This window comes from Vibrio sp. YT-16 (assembly GCF_033337405.1).
Lineage (GTDB): Bacteria > Pseudomonadota > Gammaproteobacteria > Enterobacterales > Vibrionaceae > Vibrio > Vibrio alginolyticus.
In genome coordinates this window covers 317,056-336,692 of sequence record NZ_JAWOQQ010000004.1, presented here as the reverse complement: position 1 = coordinate 336,692, position 19,637 = coordinate 317,056, and the positions used below count along the sequence as shown (strand labels likewise).

Annotated in this window: 15 protein-coding genes; 10 read left to right on the top strand and 5 right to left on the bottom strand. The window is 44.5% G+C overall.

Going from position 1 to position 19,637, the window contains the following annotated elements; genetic code table 11:
* The first annotated feature begins 5 nt into the window (after positions 1–5).
* Positions 6–1,541 carry a histidine ammonia-lyase gene (hutH, locus tag R7F07_RS09890; RefSeq protein WP_171342714.1) on the top strand — a complete coding sequence of 512 codons (1,536 nt, stop codon included), beginning with the start codon at positions 6–8 and terminating at the stop codon, positions 1,539–1,541.
* Between the two features lie 335 nt (positions 1,542–1,876).
* Positions 1,877–2,602, top strand: a complete 726-nt coding sequence (locus tag R7F07_RS09885) for a DUF3581 domain-containing protein (protein WP_017821813.1) — start codon at positions 1,877–1,879, stop codon at positions 2,600–2,602.
* Between the two features lie 110 nt (positions 2,603–2,712).
* Here R7F07_RS09885 and R7F07_RS09880 read toward each other — a convergent pair whose 3' ends face one another.
* Complete coding sequence (locus R7F07_RS09880; RefSeq protein WP_053306949.1) at positions 2,713–3,174, bottom strand: methyltransferase family protein; 462 nt, start codon at positions 3,172–3,174, stop codon at positions 2,713–2,715.
* A gap of 73 nt (positions 3,175–3,247) precedes the next feature.
* A complete protein-coding gene (locus R7F07_RS09875; protein WP_171342715.1) occupies positions 3,248–6,283 on the bottom strand; it encodes an FAD-binding and (Fe-S)-binding domain-containing protein in 3,036 nt (1,011 codons plus the stop codon).
* 263 nt (positions 6,284–6,546) lie between these two features.
* Between R7F07_RS09875 and R7F07_RS09870 the strand changes: the two genes are divergently transcribed.
* The 7 genes from R7F07_RS09870 to R7F07_RS09840 all read left to right on the top strand — a co-directional run bounded on the left by R7F07_RS09870 (position 6,547) and on the right by R7F07_RS09840 (position 12,530).
* Positions 6,547–7,227 carry a DUF3334 family protein gene (locus R7F07_RS09870; protein WP_005388843.1) on the top strand — a complete coding sequence of 227 codons (681 nt, stop codon included), beginning with the start codon at positions 6,547–6,549 and terminating at the stop codon, positions 7,225–7,227.
* Positions 7,228–7,435: 208 nt separating this feature from the next.
* Positions 7,436–8,131 carry a DUF2786 domain-containing protein gene (locus R7F07_RS09865; RefSeq protein WP_005377954.1) on the top strand — a complete coding sequence of 232 codons (696 nt, stop codon included), beginning with the start codon at positions 7,436–7,438 and terminating at the stop codon, positions 8,129–8,131.
* A 217-nt stretch (positions 8,132–8,348) separates the two neighbouring features.
* Positions 8,349–9,008, top strand: a complete 660-nt coding sequence (locus R7F07_RS09860; RefSeq protein WP_005377956.1) for an OmpA family protein — start codon at positions 8,349–8,351, stop codon at positions 9,006–9,008.
* A gap of 76 nt (positions 9,009–9,084) precedes the next feature.
* Positions 9,085–10,059, top strand: a complete 975-nt coding sequence (locus R7F07_RS09855; RefSeq protein WP_017634859.1) for a molecular chaperone DnaJ — start codon at positions 9,085–9,087, stop codon at positions 10,057–10,059.
* Between the two features lie 177 nt (positions 10,060–10,236).
* Positions 10,237–10,419, top strand: coding sequence for a hypothetical protein (locus R7F07_RS09850; RefSeq protein WP_005377960.1), 183 nt, complete (start codon positions 10,237–10,239; stop codon positions 10,417–10,419).
* A gap of 411 nt (positions 10,420–10,830) precedes the next feature.
* Positions 10,831–11,223 carry a SulA-like leucine-rich domain-containing protein gene (locus R7F07_RS09845; RefSeq protein ID WP_171342716.1) on the top strand — a complete coding sequence of 131 codons (393 nt, stop codon included), beginning with the start codon at positions 10,831–10,833 and terminating at the stop codon, positions 11,221–11,223.
* 203 nt (positions 11,224–11,426) lie between these two features.
* Positions 11,427–12,530, top strand: a complete 1,104-nt coding sequence (locus tag R7F07_RS09840; RefSeq protein WP_025766834.1) for a phosphoribosylaminoimidazolesuccinocarboxamide synthase — start codon at positions 11,427–11,429, stop codon at positions 12,528–12,530.
* A 78-nt stretch (positions 12,531–12,608) separates the two neighbouring features.
* Here R7F07_RS09840 and R7F07_RS09835 read toward each other — a convergent pair whose 3' ends face one another.
* From R7F07_RS09835 to R7F07_RS09825, 3 genes are all read right to left on the bottom strand, one after another.
* Positions 12,609–14,282, bottom strand: a complete 1,674-nt coding sequence (locus R7F07_RS09835) for an alkaline phosphatase D family protein (RefSeq protein ID WP_171342717.1) — start codon at positions 14,280–14,282, stop codon at positions 12,609–12,611.
* Between the two features lie 328 nt (positions 14,283–14,610).
* The gene (locus R7F07_RS09830) at positions 14,611–14,988 is read right to left on the bottom strand and encodes a hypothetical protein (RefSeq protein ID WP_025766836.1); all 378 of its coding nucleotides are present in this window, start codon (positions 14,986–14,988) and stop codon (positions 14,611–14,613) included.
* A gap of 288 nt (positions 14,989–15,276) precedes the next feature.
* Positions 15,277–17,631, bottom strand: a complete 2,355-nt coding sequence (locus R7F07_RS09825; RefSeq protein WP_025766837.1) for a helicase-related protein — start codon at positions 17,629–17,631, stop codon at positions 15,277–15,279.
* A gap of 213 nt (positions 17,632–17,844) precedes the next feature.
* Here R7F07_RS09825 and R7F07_RS09820 point away from each other — a divergent pair, with 213 nt between their 5' ends.
* Positions 17,845–19,533 (top strand): NAD-dependent malic enzyme, encoded by a 1,689-nt coding sequence (locus R7F07_RS09820; RefSeq protein ID WP_171342718.1) that lies wholly within the window; start codon positions 17,845–17,847, stop codon positions 19,531–19,533.
* Positions 19,534–19,637 lie beyond the last annotated feature (104 nt).

Genomic DNA, 19,637 nt, shown 5'->3' with positions numbered 1-19,637 from the left:
AAGAGATGTTAAATTTAACGCTAAAGCCAGGTCATATTAGCTTAAACGAACTACGCCAAGTGAGCCGTTCACCAGTCAACCTTATTTTGGATCCTGAAGCCATTCCGGCCATTGAAGAAAGCACACAGGTCGTAGACCGAGTCATCGCGGAAGATCGAACGGTTTACGGAATTAACACTGGTTTTGGGCTATTGGCTAACACACGAATAGCACCAGAAGATTTAGAAACACTGCAACGCAGTATCGTTCTTTCTCATGCGGCAGGTATCGGTGAGTTTATGTCAGATGAAACGGTTCGTCTGATGATGGTATTAAAAATCAATAGTCTGTCTCGTGGCTTTTCTGGGATTCGCCTAAAAGTCATTAATATGCTGACCGACCTAGTCAACGCACAAGTTTACCCTTGTGTACCTAAAAAGGGCTCTGTTGGCGCATCAGGTGACTTAGCTCCTCTAGCCCATATGAGCACTGTATTACTGGGAGAAGGACAAGCTCGCCACAACGGTAAAATCATTTCCGGGCAAGAAGCATTAAAAATCGCAGGTCTAGAGCCTATCACTCTGGCGCCAAAAGAAGGCTTAGCGCTACTAAATGGGACTCAGGCATCCACAGCGTTCGCATTGGAAGGCCTGTTTATCGCGGAAGACCTTTTCGCGTCAGCAACCGTTTGTGGTGCAATGTCTGTTGAAGCCGCTCTCGGCAGCCGACGTCCATTCGATCCGCGCATTCACCGTGTACGTGGTCATCGCAGCCAAATGGACGCAGCACTCGCATACCGTCATTTGTTAGACACATCGAGTGAAATAGGTGATTCGCACACTAACTGTGAAAAAGTACAAGACCCGTATTCTTTGCGCTGTCAGCCTCAAGTGATGGGCGCGTGTTTACAGCAAATCCGCAATGCGGCGGAAGTATTACAAGTAGAAGCGAACTCCGTATCAGATAATCCGTTGGTGTTTGCTGAAGATGGTGACATCATCTCTGGCGGTAACTTCCACGCGGAGCCTGTTGCAATGGCAGCCGACAACCTAGCACTTGCGATTGCCGAGATCGGTAGCTTGTCTGAACGTCGTATGGCATTACTTATCGATAGCGCGCTATCAAAACTACCACCGTTCTTAGTCGACAATGGTGGTGTGAACTCTGGTTTCATGATTGCTCAGGTTACCTCTGCTGCGTTAGCAAGTGAAAACAAAACACTCGCTCACCCAGCGTCAGTAGACAGCTTGCCAACATCTGCAAACCAAGAAGATCACGTGTCAATGGCAACATTCGCGGCTCGCAGATTGAAAGAAATGGGCGAAAACACTCGCGGTATTCTGGCGGTAGAATACCTCTCAGCAGCACAAGGCCTAGACTTTAGAGCACCAAACAAGTCCTCTGAGCGTATTGAGATTGCGAAACAAATGTTGCGTGAAAAAGTATCGTTCTACGATAAAGATCGCTACTTTGCTCCAGACATTGAACAGGCAAATACTCTGCTTAAGCTGGCTATCCACAACACGCTCATGCCAGAGAGCTTGTTACCAAGTGTTCAATAACCAAGCATAACTGGCATTTCATCGAATAAACAGATAATGACTTGAAGGCTCTACGTTCAGCGTGGAGCCTTTTTACATACGATTAAACATGTTGATGGCACTATTTATGAACGCCTGTCTACTTTGATGGCTATACTTTAAAAGATAGGCGAGCGAAAAGGTCGTTGTTTATTGTTTTCACAAATAAAAGCGTTGCTAAAGTATGCGTTTTTAACGGTTTATCCGCCGAAATAGTGTCTTATTGTTAGGATACGGTGAAGTTTTCACTGGATGGACCATTGCTACGCAGATATTCGCATATAATCCCACACAGTTTTGGTTACTACGTAAAAATTATGTTTCTAACACCTTATTTTTCAAACACTAATCACCAGTTTCAGTTCACTCGCGAACAAGCAAGCCACTTTGCAAAACGTGTCGCAGGTGACTACAACCCAATTCATGATGAAGACAACAAACGCTTTTGTGTCCCTGGAGATTTACTTTTCGCTGTGCTTCTTAGTAAAGAAGGCGTTAGCCAAAAGATGCGTTTTAACTTCTCTGGCATGGTAAACGATGGTGTAGCACTTCATATTGAAAATAAGTGTGACAAAGAAAGCGCTGTTGTTGACGAGGCAGGTAAAGAATACTTACACATGTCCCGTGAAGGTGAAACTAACCACGATCCGGCATTTATTGAGCATGTAGTGACAAATTACGTGCAATTTTCTGGTATGAACTTCCCTCACATCATGGTTCCTCTTATGGAAGAGAAGCAAATGATGATTAACTGCCAGCGTCCATTAGTTATTTATGAAAGCATGGAAGTCGAATTTTCACGCTTAGACCTTACGCATCCAGAGGTGGATTTCACTGGCGCAACATTCGACGTAGAAGGAAAACGAGGTGTAGTCACCTTAAACTTTGCGTTTAAAGAAGACGGTGAAGTCGTTGGTAAAGGTATTAAGCGCATGGTTGCAAGTGGCTTGAAGCCATATGACCAAGAAGCGGTTGACGACCTTGTACGCCGCTTTAATGAACGTAAGGATGCATTCCTAGCAAAGTTCGTTAAGGCAGCCTAGTCGACTGCCCTATCAGAAGCGCACAAAAAAAGTGTTTACTAAAAGAAAGCCCAACGTCGACCGTTGGGCTTTCTTTTTATGTCTCATCCAAACAAAACTAAACGCAATGCTTAGAGCCAACGACGAACATGGTTTTTATAATCCACATACTCTTCACCAAACAATCGCTCTAAAACGCGTTCCTCAGGCTTGATTTGAAACCGATTCATATAACTGACAAATATCACGCCACAAAGCACCACACTCAAGTGCTGCCACCACAAACCAGTTGCTATGATTAGAAGCAATAATGCCGTGTACATAGGGTTGCGTGAAAAGGCAAACACACCAGTTCTTACAACAGAAGATGCCGCTTCAGGTTTCACTGGGTTCACTGTGGTTTTTACCTTGCGAAATTCATACACGCCAGCAATGCCCATGTAGCCAGACAACAAAGTTAATACACCTACTACAAATTCAACAAAGGGTACTCGAATGTTCATGCTCGGCGTCAAAACTTTAAGTCCGTACATCAAAAGTATGACCAACAAAAACACCACAACAGGTGGGACTTTGAGTTCAAGTTTTTTCAAGATTCATATCCTTTGAAAGGGTCTAAATACGGTTTCTAAAAAGCCCAGTAAAACTGGGCTTGATTTAGTCCGATTACAACAAAGTTAACAATGCCTGAACGGGATGCTTGGGCTTCGTTCCTTCAAAGCGTTTAACTTGGCTGCGGCAAGAATAGCCTGTAATCAAACATCTCTCGTTATCCAACTTATCTAAGCTTGGCTTCCAGCTTAAATTGTAAATATCTTTCGACATCGACAACTTATCAACCTCATGACCAAACGTACCCGCCATACCACAACAACCAACAGGTACCGTATTCAAAACTGCACCAAAGTGAGCAAAAATAGCGCCCCACTCTTTTTCCGCATTTGGCATTTTGGTTTTTTCAGTACAGTGCGCAAACAGATACCAAGGTTCCTGCGCCTTATGCTCTCCGCTTTCAAACGCTTCTAGTCTTGGGTAAAGCCATTCGTGGGCTGTTAGTACATCGAAATTACCTCGCTTACTGCCAAGCACTTCAGCGTATTCATCTCGATAACACAGCACCAAAGCAGGATCGACGCCAACTAATGGGATATCCAAATCCGCTACCATCGCCAAGAACTTCGCAGTGTCGGCTGCTGTGTCCTTAAACTGACGTAAAAACCCTTTAATGTGTTGTGCTTTACCATTCGGCTTAAACGGCAGAAGTACCGGATTCATACCCAGCTTTTTCAATAACTTAACGAAGTCTTCAACGACATCAGCGTCGTAGTAGCTAGTGAATGGGTCTTGAACAATTAAAACATGCTTGCTCTTTTCAGACGAAGACAAACCACTGAGCGCTTGCAGATCATAAGGCGTTGTCAGCGACTCTACTCGTTGTTTCAAGGTGGGTACTGATAACAACGGCGCATCGACATACCCGACCGTAGATGCCGTTAAATTTTTCACCCACGACTGCTTCAAAACACCATTTACGACACCTGGCGCTTTTGCCATCATCGGCAGCATAGTTTCAATGTTCGCAACCAGATAGTCTTTTGCAGGACGTTGATAACGAGAGTGATAGATGTTTAAAAAGCGTGAGCGAAAGCTCGGAACATCGACTTTAATCGGACACTGACTCGCACACGCTTTACACGCCAAACAACCATTCATCGCTTCATACACTTCGTGAGAGAAGTCATACTCGTGACGACGATTGATAGAATGACGTACGCGGTCAATCATGGTTTTGATTGATGTTTTGTTTTCTAGTGTTTGCTTTTCTAAGTCAAGAATATCAATGCCTTGCTCAGTAAGCTGACGCAACCACTCACGAACCAAACCTGCACGACCTTTTGGTGAATGACGACGATCGGCTGTTACTTTCATCGATGGACACATTGGCGAGCTAGTATCGTAGTTAAAACACAAACCGTTACCGTTACATTCCATCGCTTGTTTAAAGCTGTCACGTACTTGAACGTCAATCTGACGGTCATAGTAACCACGTTTGGTATCGGTAACTTTGACAAGCTCTGCATCACTATCCAGCGGTGTACAGATTTTGCCCGGGTTCATTTTGTTGTGTGGATCGAATGCCGCTTTCACACGTCTCAGTTCAGTAAACAACTCGTCGCCGAAAAACTCAGGGCCATATTCTGAACGGAAACCTTTGCCGTGTTCACCCCACATCAAACCGCCGTATTTCGCCACCAGCTTGACCACTTCATCAGAAACTTCGTGCATCAATGCTTCTTGATGCGGGTCACACAAATCCAACGCAGGACGTACGTGAAGCACCCCGGCATCGACGTGACCAAACATGCCATAATTCAGAGACTTGCTGTCTAACAGTTCTCGAAACTCTACAATGAAGTCCGCCAGGTTTTCTGGTGGCACACAGGTATCTTCAGCGAATGCGACCGGTTTAGCACGACCTTTTGCTGCGCCTAACAAACCCACCGCTTTTTTACGCATGTTGTAAATACGCCCAATGCTCGCTACATCGTTACAAACTTGGTAGCCGATAATGCCCGCTTCTTCTGTTTCCAACATGGTATCGAGCTTGGCGGTCAACGCTGCAACCTGAGCAGCAACTTCCTCTTCGTCCAGACCTGCGTATTCCACCATATTGATGCCAAGCATCTCTTTATTTGGAACATCGGTAAGTAAATCGCTCACGGTGTGCCAAACGATATCTTGCTTCGCGAGATTAAGCACTTTTGAGTCAACGGTTTCTACAGACAGCGCTTTCGCCTCTACCATAAACGGTGCATTACGCAGTGCAGAATCAAAGCTGTTGTATTTAACGTTAACCAAAGTACGTGCTTTCGGAATTGGCGTCAGGTTCAGCTTTGCTTCGGTAATAAATGCCAATGAACCTTCCGCGCCGCACAGTACTCGTGTGATATCGAAACGGTCACCGTCTTCATTCAAGGCATTTTTTAAATCGTAGCCCGTTAAAAAGCGGTTAAGAGGAGGAAACTTATCTACGATCTGCTGGCGTTTTTCACGACATACGGATTCCGTTACACGTAGCGCCTTGGCAGCAAACTCGTCTTCTTTTGGGTAGCCGTTGGACAGGTCTGATTCTAAAACTGAGCCATCAGCAAACACCGCTTGTAGCGACAAAACATGATCGGATGTTTTTCCGTATTTCAGAGAACCTTGACCAGAAGCATCGGTGTTGACCATGCCGCCAATCGTTGCACGGTTACTGGTAGATAAGTCTGGAGAGAAGAAGTAGCCATAAGGGCGAACTGCGTCATTTAACTGGTCTTTCACTACACCAGTTTGTACACGAACCCAGCCTTCTTCCTCATTAATCTCAAGCACTTTGTTCATGTGACGAGACATATCCACCACAATACCTTTGGTTAGCGACTGACCATTGGTCCCTGTGCCGCCACCACGAGGTGAAAAGGTAATTCGTTCGTACTTTTCTTTATTGCTCAGTTTCCCGAGGAGAGAAACATCTTCTGTCGTTTTGGGATGAACGACAGACTGAGGAAGTTGCTGGTAAACACTGTTGTCAGTGGCAACCGCTAGTCGGCTTGAATATTGGCTTTCGATATCACCAGTGAATCCGGCGTGCTCAAGCTCTTTCAGAAAACTAAGAACAAGAGGATCGACATCAGTTTGCGAGTGTAATCTTGGTAACATTTGCTTCCTGCCCCTACGACGCTGATCCGATCAGCTGCGGGTTGTGTAATTATTTGCTCACTTCTCATACAAATTGGCGCTAAGCGAAAAAAAACACCACAAAAGAGTTAGTGAAGTAATATTCTTTGAATTTCGTCACTTTACAACATTTAAAAAGACGAGCAAATCAGAATCTCGATACAATAATTAAACTTATGCTTTATTTTTTCACGCTTGATGCCTTACATTGGGGAACGAATCGCGTTTCTAGATGAGTTTTCAGAATGAAAAAAAATAAAATTGTGACCACTGAAGATATCCTTCTCAAACTTTGCCAGTCTGTTTCTGGCGTACTTACTTCGGCGACATCTTCTCAAGTAAATTATTCAGCAATGGTGCAAAAAATCCACAAGACTAGCCTCAAACCAGATTTTGGTTGTTTTGTTCTGTTTGATGGCGGATTTACCGGGCTAGTTGTGATTAATTTTACGGCAAAAGCCGCACTGGAGATCTACACCAACTACATGCGTAATATGGGCATGCCAGAAGAAGAACTGGCAATATCTCATACTTCTGACGAGGTAGGCGATGTTCTGGGTGAACTCATGAATCAACTGGTCGGAGACTTCACTAATAAAATTCGTAAAGACCTGCAAACGAACATCACACAAAACCAACCAAAAATGCTAGCGCTGAATAAGCAAGTTATCTTACAAGTTGATACCAACCTTGACCGCCCTCAAGCGCGCAGAGTGACGTTCTCCACCGAAAACAACAATATTTTCTATCTCGAACTAGCAATGGATAAAACTGAGTTCATCCAACTGGAAGAGTTTGAAGTTGCTGAAGACGAAAACCCAGACGACATTTTAGAGGCAACACGTAAACAGTTGGCTGAGAAAGAATCTAAATCGTCGGGATCAAACGATGATGCCGATGACTTGCTCAACCAGCTCGGGTTGTAATTCTAACGAATCTTAATGAAGAATGGCTTCTTAGACACAAGTACGACTTCATACTGATTACGACGAACTAAAACGCCAGCCTCGCTTAATGCGAGGCTTATTTTTATGTGCAGAAATTATCTTCAGTCCCACCTTGTATTTCGTTTTTATGTCAAAAAAGGTAATATGTCTGACTTCATAAATTTTCTGCTTTCGTTACTGGTTGTCGATGGATAAACAAAAAGCTCTGAAAAAAATCGCCAAGTGCTTAGAACTGGGCAATTCCGCTAATGTTAATGAGGCTGCCAATGCTATCAAAATGGCACATCGCCTCATGCTTAAATATGGTCTCGATAAAGACGATATTGAGTTCATCAGAATGGGAAAAACACAATCTTCTCATCTGCTACCAGCGAACATCAGTTCTACCATATTGCGAGTGATTCGCGGCATTAACACAAAATTCGGTGTCGAAGCAGTATTGTTGAATCACAAAGGGCTCAAACGTGTCGAATTTATCGGTGAAGCAGATCGCGCTATTTTTGCTGCATTTGCTTTCGATATTGTTTATCGCGAGATGAACGAAAGTACCGGACAATTCCGAAACAGCTTTGCTGGCACCGGCACCTCTTCTCAGGAAGTGACTCGCCGTGTGAACTCATTTGTATCTGGCTGGGTGGAAGGCGCGATTGAAAAATTGCCAATTATTTCTCCAGATGAAGAGTCGGCCAATAAAATTAATGACTATATTGATAAAGAATTCCAAAACATTGACCGCGAAACGTTCAAGAAGCAATTGAAAGAAGCGATGAAAAACCTAACTGAAGACTACGAAGTGGGCTTAAAGAAAGGTAGAAAGGTTTCAGTTAATCGTGGAGTGGGCGGCGAACAAGCACGCAAAATGTTGGGCGATTCATCGAAATAGCCAGAATAGTAAAGGATTCACATAAGCAGCAATGACTTCGATGTCGATGGGGCTTACTTTGAGAGCTTTGGCAGTATTGATAGGAATTTTCTTACAGAAACTCTTATCAATCTTACTTTCTCATAACAAATATCAATGCTTACTTATTCATAATTCGCATCCCATTATGAGGCATGGTTTCGCCTCAGTTTTATACGGAGATTTTCCCTTGAAAAAGATGCCTATTGCACTAGCTCTAGTGCTAGCTCTTACTGGCTGTCAAGCCACTCAACGCCAAAATGCAACAACGGGTGAATACGAAACTAACTCAACCACGCAAGGCGCGCTTATTGGTGCTATCGCTGGTGCAGCAATCGGTCTAGCAACGGGCGATGACGCTAAAGAACGTCGTCAGCATGCACTCATTGGTGCGGCCGCAGGCGGAGCGACTGGCGCTGGCGTTGGTTACTACTTTGACCAACAAGAAGCAGAATTGCGTCGCGCTTTGCTAAACTCTGGTGTACAAGTTCAGCGTGTTGGTGAGAACCAGCTTTTACTGCGTATGGAAAATGGTATCGGCTTCTCTTCAAGCTCTTACCAGCTTGATGCTAGTATCCATAATACTCTACGCGGTGTTGCTCGCATCCTAGTTGAGTACCCAGATACCAGTCTCGTTATTGACGGTTACACGGATAGCACAGGTAGTGAGTCATACAACCAAACGTTGTCAGAGCGCCGTGCAGAGTCCGTACGTCAATTCCTAGTATCTCAAAACGTTGCACCTGGTCGTGCAATTGCACGCGGCTACGGCGAACGTAACCCAATTTGCTCAAACCAAACTTCTGAAGGTCGTGCGTGCAACCGTCGTGTTGAAATCCAGATCTTGCCACTGAAGTAATTTGGTTGCACCATAACGGTAATAATAAAAAATTACCGGAGCAGGCCTAACCATTATCGTTAGGCCTGACATATTAATGTCTGTCAAAACGTCTGCCCTACTCTGCTTATTTAGCCTCAGCTTTTCTGGCTACTCACTTGCCTCTCAAGCTCCAAATGACCCCATCGAACAATACGAGTACGCACAACAATTATTGGCATCAAACGAAGCTGAAGCCTCACCAGAAACGCGCTACTGGCTAGAGCAATCCGCCAACCAAGGTTACCTCCCTGCACAAAAACAGCTCGCGAACGACTTTGCTAAAGGGATAAATGGCGAAAAAAATGAAACACAAGCGTTATATTGGCTAACCTCTATCGCACTCAATGACCCAACCGATCGTGGCTTTCTTCTCGCCGATTTTATTCAGCGCAATCCAGATAAGGTCACAACTTCTCAATTGACTGAAGCCTTGTATCAAATGGCTTCTCAGCATAATCCAGCAGCAGAACAAGCTTATAATCAACTGTTAGAGCAGCGCTTCAACCAACTGCGAGCTAAACAAGTCTCGCAAATAAAGTCGCTCGATAAAAAGGCTGAGCAAGCACAGGAAGAGAAAAGCACAGTTGCAAACCCCAAAGTAGAACACTCGCAGTTTTTATGGCTGATCTGGCTAGCGGCGATACTCATCATCAGCGGCTTAAGTTTTCTCGTAATCAAGAAACTTAAGCAGAATAGAAAAGCGCTTGAAGCCAAAGAGGAAAGCCAAAATCAACGAATGGCGAAAAAAATAAAAGAGCTAGAGTTTACGAACAAGCAACTGAAACGCCAGCTAGAGAAAGTATTCAAAGAATTTAAGAAATCCAAAACCCAGGCAGAGAACCATAAGCTAAGCGTCGCGTGTGCTATGTTTGGCTACACACCACAACACATCCCTGATTTACAAGCAATCAAGCTACGCTATAGACAGCTATCAAAGCTTTATCATCCTGACACAAGAGGCAGTGAAGAAGAAATGAAGCGACTCAATCATGCCTTTAAGCTCGTCTCACAAAATGTTACAAAACAGTAAAAATAGGTCAGGATACTTTGGCTAGCATGCTTTTAGACCTATATAATCAAGCGCCGCAATCGATCTCCCTCTCAAACAAATTAACAGACATTTAACTTAAGTCGCGCTTTTATGCCATAATGCCCGGCGCAAAATAACACCTAACGACTCAAATTAATCTAGGTGGGGAGAAAATCAATGTTCACTGAAGAAGGCACCTGTGATTGGTGTAAAAAACCTAGTCTTGTAACTCGTCACGATTATTTAGATGGCAAGCACCATTACTCATGTAAAGCTTGTTACGACATGGCAAAAATCGACGTGCGCCTATTTAACCAAGGCGAATTGCAAATGCGCGAACGCTTGCAACGAGCGAGCTAAGCAAGACGGAATCAATGGAACTGATTTTCAAAGGCGCCTTTTAAGGCGCTTTTTTGATCGGCCAAGACTATTTCCAATTTCTATCTCGTATTCCCTCCTATCCTACATAGCACGTCGCATCGGTTATCAGCCCTCTCTTACTGTATACAAACCACTGTCCATGAAACAACACCTGTATATACAGTAGTAAACCCCTGTATGTATCTCGTCCAGTTTTCTACTCACCTCACATTTTTAAATTGATGTTAGACATATCAAAAATGAAAAACAACCACATAAATTCAATTACTTAGAATCAAATCCTTTTATTTCCTTCTCAAAAAACCGCAAATAACTTTTGAGAAACTGGTTGATCAGGTCACCAAAACAAACTACTGTATACACATACAGCATGTATAAAGGAACAGTAAGATGCAGTTACAAAGTCAATCTCATACATACTCTCGTTACAACGTATTGGCACAAGCAACTAAGCCCATGGCCGTTTCGGATCAGCTTCTATCTAAGCTGGCTGTTTTATCGCAGCAGAAACAATGGATTTTGTTTACAGCAGACTGCCCTCGTCCAGACTTTGAACAACTCACTGCTTCTAATATTTGCTGTAAAAACGTTATTCAAATGAAGCCCTCTCAACAGCTTTCAGAAGTCGAGATCGTGATAAAAGCCATCCACTCAGGCAATGCCAGTGCTGTTGTCGCATCCAATAAAATTGCACTTATGAATCAATCGATGTTGCGCGACATGGCGCAGCGCTATCAGTGTGAAGTCTTTTTCGTCGAAGGCAGAGTTAATAAGTACCACTAATAAGTTCGACGTTATCCATCCTGCATCTCGCCTCCTTTTTAAGGGGGCTTTTTTTGTATTAAAGAAAATAGGCAAACGTTTGCTTTTTCTCTAGCGAGTTAAAATAGTTCTGGTATGATGCCCACATTCGATTTATTCAGCGCCCACATTTTGCTGAATATCTTCTCTTTCTGACGTTTGATTAAGATGATAGGAATGTCGCAATGAGCCTTGCTAATCAAGTACTTGCCGTCAATGACGACCTGCCAATTCGCACCCATAAACCCGTTCATAGTGGAAAAGTTCGTTCAGTTTACTGGTTAACTGATGAAGACAGCGCCCGACTGATCAAAGAAAAAGGATACAATGTCGCGCCAGATGCGCCTTTGGCTATCATGGTGATTAGCGACCGAATCTCTGCGTTCGATTGTATTTGGCATGCTGAAGGTGGTCTTAATGGTGTCCCGGGTAAAGGGGCTGCGCTTAATGCGATTTCTAACCACTGGTTCAAACTGTTCAAAGAAAATGGCTTAGCAGATAGCCATATTCTAGACATTCCTCACCCATTTGTTTGGATTGTACAAAAAGCCAAACCGGCAAAAATCGAAGCCATCTGCCGCAAATACATCACGGGTTCGATGTGGCGCGCTTACGCAAATGGCGAGCGCGAGTTTTGTGGAATCCAACTTCCTGAAGGGTTAGAAAAAGACAAAGCACTGCCAGAGTTGCTAATGACCCCATCCACAAAAGGCATTCTAAAAGGCATTCCCGGTGTGCCAGAAGCGGATGACGTGAATATTACTCGTCAAAACATCGTAGACAACTACGAAGCATTTAACTTCTCAAGCGCTGACGATATCGCACTCTACGAAAAATTGCTGAAAGAAGGCTTTAACGTTATCAGCCAAGCGTTAGAAGAAATCGACCAAATCTTTGTCGATACCAAATTCGAATTTGGTTATGTTCATGATGCTGCTGGCAATGAAAAGCTGATTTACATGGATGAAGTGGGTACACCAGACTCGTCTCGTATATGGGATGCTAAAGAGTACCAAGCAGGTCACATCGTAGAGAACTCAAAAGAAGGTTTCCGCCAGTTCCTACTTAACCACTTCCCTGACCCAGATATCTTGCTAAACAAAGAACGTATGCCTGAGCGCGAAGCTCTCGCTCGTGATAATGCTTTGCCCGTCGAATCTTTGATGGCGATTTCGAGCACTTACATTGGTATTGCCGAGAAGATTACAGGCAAGCCGATTCATTTGAGTGAGAATCCGAAAGCGGAAATCATCGAGGTTCTGAGCAAAGAATACGGATTGATTGACTAGCACTGTCGCTAGATTGCTAAACGCTTTCCAATAAAAAGTCCGCACTAGCCTGCGGACTTTTTTCGTATTAGGCTCACCTTAGCCGATATTTAACGTAGTGCCATCTGTTGTAGAGGCTGACTTGGCCGTCACCTGATATGTTTTGTCTTTAATCGTTGATACGAAATACCAGGTCGACTCTGCCTTGTCGGGCGTAAAAGTAACGCGCATAAAGCCACGCTGTTTGATGTCTGCCCACTGTAATTCTGACACTAAGTGAGGCAACGTGTATTCCATTTGAGTGATCGCAACAGGGTCTAACGCGAGGTAGGCTTCTAACCCAGGGGAACTCACAGAGCTTGTCGCAAACTCTACCCCGATAGGATGCTTAGATACGTCTTTAAGCTCACTTGCCCATGCATTGTGCGTATCTCCTGCCAAACAGACAAAGTTACCACTGCTGGCTTTGGCCAGTTGATAAACGTTCTCTCGCTCAACGTAGTAACCATCCCATGCATCTAGGTTATATGGCAAAGCAATGGTATCTAAACTTGGGTCAGAGAGATAACCCGTAATCGCAGAGTTTACCGCTAATAACGCCTCTGTTTTTTGTTCTTCAGTGGCAGTAAACAATTGAAACATCGCTGTCATAACCGAACTTGGCAACTCCATACGAGACATTAACACTTGTTGCCCTAGCACATTCCAAGTTGCGTCGTGCGTACTGAACGCATCCATCAGCCAAGCGAGTTGGTCACCGCCTAACAGCTCTCGGTCTTGACTGCGCGACTGAGCAACTAAACCGCCAATAGCTTCCATCGTTGGTGAGCTGAGCGAGAAATAATCCAACGGTTTATCACGCCCCACAAGTCGCGTGTCGAGCATCATCAAATTGACTAAACTTCCAAACGAAAACTGACGGTAAATCAGCATGTTTGAGAAAGTGTTTTCACGAACGGGCAACCATTCTGTCCACGCGGCAGCCGCAGCTGCACGACGATCATTAAAGCTGCCTTCCTCTTCTTGATGGTTTTCCGCACCCTTTTTCCAACTATCATTTGCAAGCTCATGGTCATCCCAGACTGCAATCATTGGTAGGCTCGCATGTAACGCTTGCAGATCAGCATCTTGGCGATATTGCGCATACCGTTTTCGGTAATCATCTAAGGTAATGCATTCAGTGCCTTTGCTTGGCTCTCGCCCTAGTGCCTCAGCATCTTCACTAGCGTAGCCACCAGCCCCATACTCATAAATGTAATCACCGAGATGAAGTACCACATCAAACGGTTCTTGCTCATGTTGATTTAAGATCTCTCGATACACATGGAAGTAACCAGCAGGATAGTTTGCGCAAGAAACAACCGCCATGGATGCCTTTTCTACACCACCCTCTGGTAATGTTTGAGTTTGCCCGACTTCACTAGTGACATCTCCAACCATGAATCGATAGTAATAGTGAGAATTTGCGTTGAGATTTTGAACATCGACTTTTACCGTGAAATCTCGGCTCGTGTCCGTGGCAAAAGTGCCACTTTGTACGATATCAGTAAAATTTTCATTAGAAGAAACTTGCCAGCTTACATCTGCGTAGCTCGCTGAGGTTGTAACACGAGTCCAAATGATTACTTGTGTTTGAGTAGGATCTCCACTCGCCACTCCGTGCTCAAAGGTAACCGCAACAGATTCACTAGCATCGCTACCACAGCCCACCAGCCCGGTAACAATCGCCGTTGAAGAGGCAGCTTTCATAAAGTCTCGACGAGACAAAGACATATTGACTTCCTTTCTTATTGTGTTTGTTTTTATGCCCAAATGACGTGGTGACTCAATCATCCTTGTGTGCCAATAAGGGACGTTAATTCGAACTTACAGACCAACCACTTAGTCGGTAATTTGTCCTAAAAACACAAAGTTAGAAGCTAGTTATGACAATTGCATTTCCAAACGTTACATTTTTGTTAATTTAAGTGCAAATACTCTATATTCATCACACTTCCAAGACCTGTGACAAAAACCTCAAAATAAAAAAGCGACCTACTTTGAGGTCGCTTTTCATTGCACTATTGTTAAGTGGTACATCGATGAAGTGGAAATGCTCAGCCTAAAACTTGATGTTAAGGACATCTTGTTCTGACGTATCCACCTTCAACTGACTGCGAGATTCTATGTACTCGATTTGCTGAACATCGAGCGAATATGGCATAACGACTCGCAATTCATTGATCCCTTCATGTTTAGCTAGCTGAGTTAAGCGGAGCAAATTGGATTCATCACTTTTACGAGAAGACATCGATTTTAATGCGGCATCCCACAACCGATCTTCAGGCTTGCTCAATTCCGCAATGTTCTGCTTCCACATCAAACCGAAAATAGGCGCTATGGTGGCAAATGCCTCTAAAAAGGTCCATTTTTTACTACCTGTCGCTCCTAAAAAGCTAGTGTAGTCGAATTCAATGCACGTCTTTCCTTGTTGATCCATTCTATGCCCCCGACACTCGAAAATGAGATATACCAAATATCGTTCAACTGTTTTGATATAGCAATGGGATATAAAACATTCGTCTTTTATGCCCTAATTTACATACAAAAGGAAATATTAAAACCAGCTTTGTAACAACTGATGTACAGCTTCGCCATATATAAGCATTCAATTGATTAATATTTCAATTAAGAAACTAAAAACAACACGCAAGTAACGCTATCAATATGAAATCATTATAGATTCACCAAGAAAATATCAATTCTTGTCACAACGTCATCCGCCGACCTACTTCACATCAATCACTCGACTGGCCTTTTTATACTGTATCTTCCAACCCGCCCAACGTGGCAGCTCCCAACGCTTCGGGTCTCCCTTTCGGTTTCCCTCTCGATAAACGACCTGTACCAGCTTGCGAGACGCGTAATACTCGACATCTAGTTGGAGTTCTGGCAGCGAAAGTTCTAAAGGGTACTGCTCCGCGAAATCGTCGTATTCCCATTCTGGAACACCGTTAAATGTTAAGTCTTCTGGTTCAAACAACGCCATATCATCGATGTTTTCAACGCCTAATGTTTCCAACTGATCCTTTAACCAGCTAGAAAATGTCAAGGAGGCCAAGTCGTTAACCTCTTCTCCTTCGACATTAAGGCCCAATGCGTTGTAGAGTTTCCAGTGTTGGATTTGCTGTTTTCTTTGAGAAGCAAAACCTGGTAACAGTGTCTCGTCTTCTATCATTTCGACAATAGACTGAACAGCAACATCACCTTTTAACGCTTGATGTTCAGTACAGATTGTTCGCCCGGCGTAGACCAAGTGCATTGTTGCTCTTGGCGTCTCTTCTTCATAATTCGTCTCACCTTGTTGCCACTCCCCAAATTCAAGTTCGCGTAATAATGTCAGCGGGATAGGCATCATAACCGATGCGAGGTTCAGTGTTTGCTTAACGCCTCGTCCTGGCACGCTATGGCTATCTAGCACGATTGCCGCTTCTTCTTTGTCAGGAAAGCGGCTGTTACGCCCAACCAGCATCTCGACTACGCCATTTCCTAGAGCATCCCTTCGACGAGCTCGTCGGACAAACACAAGCTCAGGGTGCAATGAGGCGATGGAGAAAAAGAGCGCTTCACGTTTATATCGAGAGGCAACGTCAAGTTCCGGTAATTCAAATACTTCTCGCATTTGTTTCGCTAAACCTTGTGCCTCTTCGAGTGCGCTGGCATCAATGACAATGCCCGGAAGTCGCTCCCCCCGAACCAAACGGATCAACAAAGAGACATCACATCCGTATGGCTCCTCTTGAGATAGAAGCTCAGCAACTTCACCACTTTGTCGCTGATAGAGCTGCGCAGGCACAGATAAAGCGGCAGCCAAATCAATCATTGCTTCCTTCTCTGGCTTCGCTTGAATTCTGGTAACGAGATCGGCAAACAGTGCATCAATGGGTAGTGGATATACTTTTCTACCATGCTGCGTGACATTGCCATCCTCATCAATCGCTTCCATAGATAACAACGTCGAATGAGATGCCTCTAGCGACTTTGGAGGAATTGAGTCGAGAAAATCGAGTGTTGAAAGACGGTACCCACAACAAGCCGCTGCCAGCATGGGCTCGACGAGCTCTTCTCTGTGTAATTCTGGAGGTGTCACCAACTCTAAAGGCGCGTGCTCACCATATAGACGAATACAAGCCCCTTCGGTAACGCGACCTGCTCGCCCCATTCGCTGCGCGGCACTGGCCTTAGAAATGTTGGTTAATGTCAGTGCCGTACGTCCATTTCGTTGTACAGTTCTGCGCTCTAAACCACTATCGATTACCACACGGATATTAGGAATGGTCAGAGAGGTTTCCGCGACGTTGGTTGCCAATACGACTTTCCGTTGCTTTTGTACCGTCAGCGCACGATGTCGTTCTTCATCACTGACCGAGGCATGAAGTTTAACCACCATGACATCACTGCTACTTTGTAGCATCTGCGCGCATTGGGCGATCTCTTTACGTCCTGGGAGAAAAACAAGAATATCGCCATCTTCATCTTCCAGTGCTTCTTTTACCGCTCCGACAACTTCCTGTTCACATCCCTTTTTGTTCGGTAAATAGCGGCTGTCTGTGGAACGATGTGTCACCGTGACTGGAAAGCAACGTCCCTCCGAACTCAGGCGCTTAGCATTCAGGTAACGAGCAAGCTTTTCGCCTTCTAAGGTAGCGGAAGTGACGATCAATCGATGTTGATTTTCTTGCTTCAAAATGGCGGTTAATAGATCAATATCCCAGCGTCGCTCGTGAAATTCGTCCACTATCACGACATCAAAGTCTGCTAGCTTGTTTTCCGAAAACCAACGCAGTGCAACCCCCGGAGTCACAAATACAACTTCGGTTTTTTCATCAAAGTAGGCATGAAGCTTGATCGCGTAACCGACTTTGCGACCTATTGGCCCTCCAGATTGCTCCGCAAGAAATTCAGCCAGCGAGGTACAAGCAATTCGACGTGGTTCAATAACCAGAACGCGTCCGTGTTTTGCCGCCCACATGGGCAAGCGGGTAGATTTACCCGACCCGGTTTCGGCTTCCACCACAAGATGGTTAAGGCTTACATGATGGTCAAACTCGGCTTGCAGGCTGTCGATAGGTAGTTGAAACATAGAAATTGGATTTGATTTGATGATGCAAAACATTATACCCAAGTAAAAAAATCCTGCTTTAGGTGTCTCTAAACAACCAATATTGCCGATATTTTCGTCGGTATCTGAATTTTTTTGCGACATTACATTGATGTGCATCAACGCATGTTTACAACTAAATAGTGAACCCGTTAAAATTTGGTGCGCATCCTTCAACCCTACATAAGGCACCCAATGAACAACGATAAACGCCCACTATATATTCCATATGCGGGTCCGGCTCTTTTAGCAACCCCTCTTTTGAACAAAGGCAGTGCATTCTCTGCTGAAGAACGTAGTTCATTCAACTTAGAAGGTCTGCTTCCAGAGTCGACCGAAACTATCCAAGAGCAGGTGGAACGTGCCTACCAGCAATACAAAAGTTTCGAAAGCGATATGGATAAGCACATTTATCTGCGTAACATCCAAGACACCAACGAAACATTGTATTACCGCCTAGTGCAAAATCACATTTCTGAGATGATGCCTATCATCTACACGCCGACTGTTGGCGCAGCATGTGAAAACTTCTCTAACATTTACCGTCGTGGTCGCGGTCTGTTCATTTCATACCCGAACCGTGACCGTATTGACGACTTGCTGAACAACGCAGCAAACCACAACGTTAAAGTGATTGTTGTGACAGATGGCGAACGTATCCTTGGCTTGGGTGACCAAGGTATCGGCGGCATGGGTATTCCAATCGGTAAACTGTCACTATATACCGCGTGTGGTGGTATCAGCCCTGCTTACACGCTACCAATCGTTCTTGATGTGGGTACCAATAACCCGCAACGCTTAGCTGATCCGATGTACATGGGTTGGCGTCATCCTCGTATTACGGGTGCAGAATACGATGCATTTGTAGAAGAGTTTATCCAAGCGGTACAGCGCCGTTGGCCTGATGCTTTGATCCAGTTCGAAGACTTTGCTCAGAAAAATGCGATGCCTCTTCTAGAGCGTTACAAAGACCGCGTGTGTTGCTTCAATGATGATATTCAGGGTACTGCAGCTGTTACTGTTGGTTCCCTACTTGCAGCTTGTAAAGCAGCAGGAACTCAGCTTTCTAAACAACGTATTACCTTCCTAGGCGCAGGGTCTGCTGGTTGTGGTATCGCAGAAGCGATCATCGCACAAATGGTATCGGAAGGAATTTCTGACGAGCAAGCTCGCTCACAAGTTTACATGGTTGACCGTTGGGGTCTGTTACAAGAAGGCATGCCTAACCTTCTTGATTTCCAACAACGCTTGGTGCAAAAGCATACCAATACGAAAGAGTGGGAAAATGAAGGAAATGGCTTCTCACTACTCGATGTTATGCGTAACGCCAAGCCAACGGTATTAATTGGTGTTTCTGGTGCGCCTGGCCTATTTAGCCAAGAAATCATCGAAGAAATGCATAAACACTGTAAGCGTCCGATTGTCTTCCCACTGTCGAACCCAACAAGCCGCGTGGAAGCGACACCGAACGACATCATTCGTTGGACAAATGGTGAAGCACTGGTTGCAACAGGTAGCCCATTTGAGCCAGTGGTTCATGAAGGTCGCACTTACCCTATTGCACAATGTAACAACAGCTACATCTTCCCAGGCATTGGCCTTGGTGTACTTGCTGTCAATGCAAAACGTGTCACTGACGAGATGCTAATGGAATCAAGCCGCGCGCTAGCAACATGTTCTCCTCTAGCAATCAACGGTCGTGGGGCACTACTTCCACCACTGGAAGAGATCCACTTAGTATCGAAAAAAATCGCATTTGCCGTTGGTAAAAAGGCAATTGAACAAGGTGTCGCATTAGAAATTACTGATGAAGCATTGAACGTGGCGATTGAACAGTCGTTCTGGCAACCTGTTTACCGCCGCTACAAACGCACTGCGTTCTAAGCTTGAGACAATTCGTTTAATAATTAGCCCCTACCATGTAGGGGCTTTTATTTTTTTATCATCCTAACCAGATTTTGGCATAAATGGGCTTCTCTCTTTTTGTT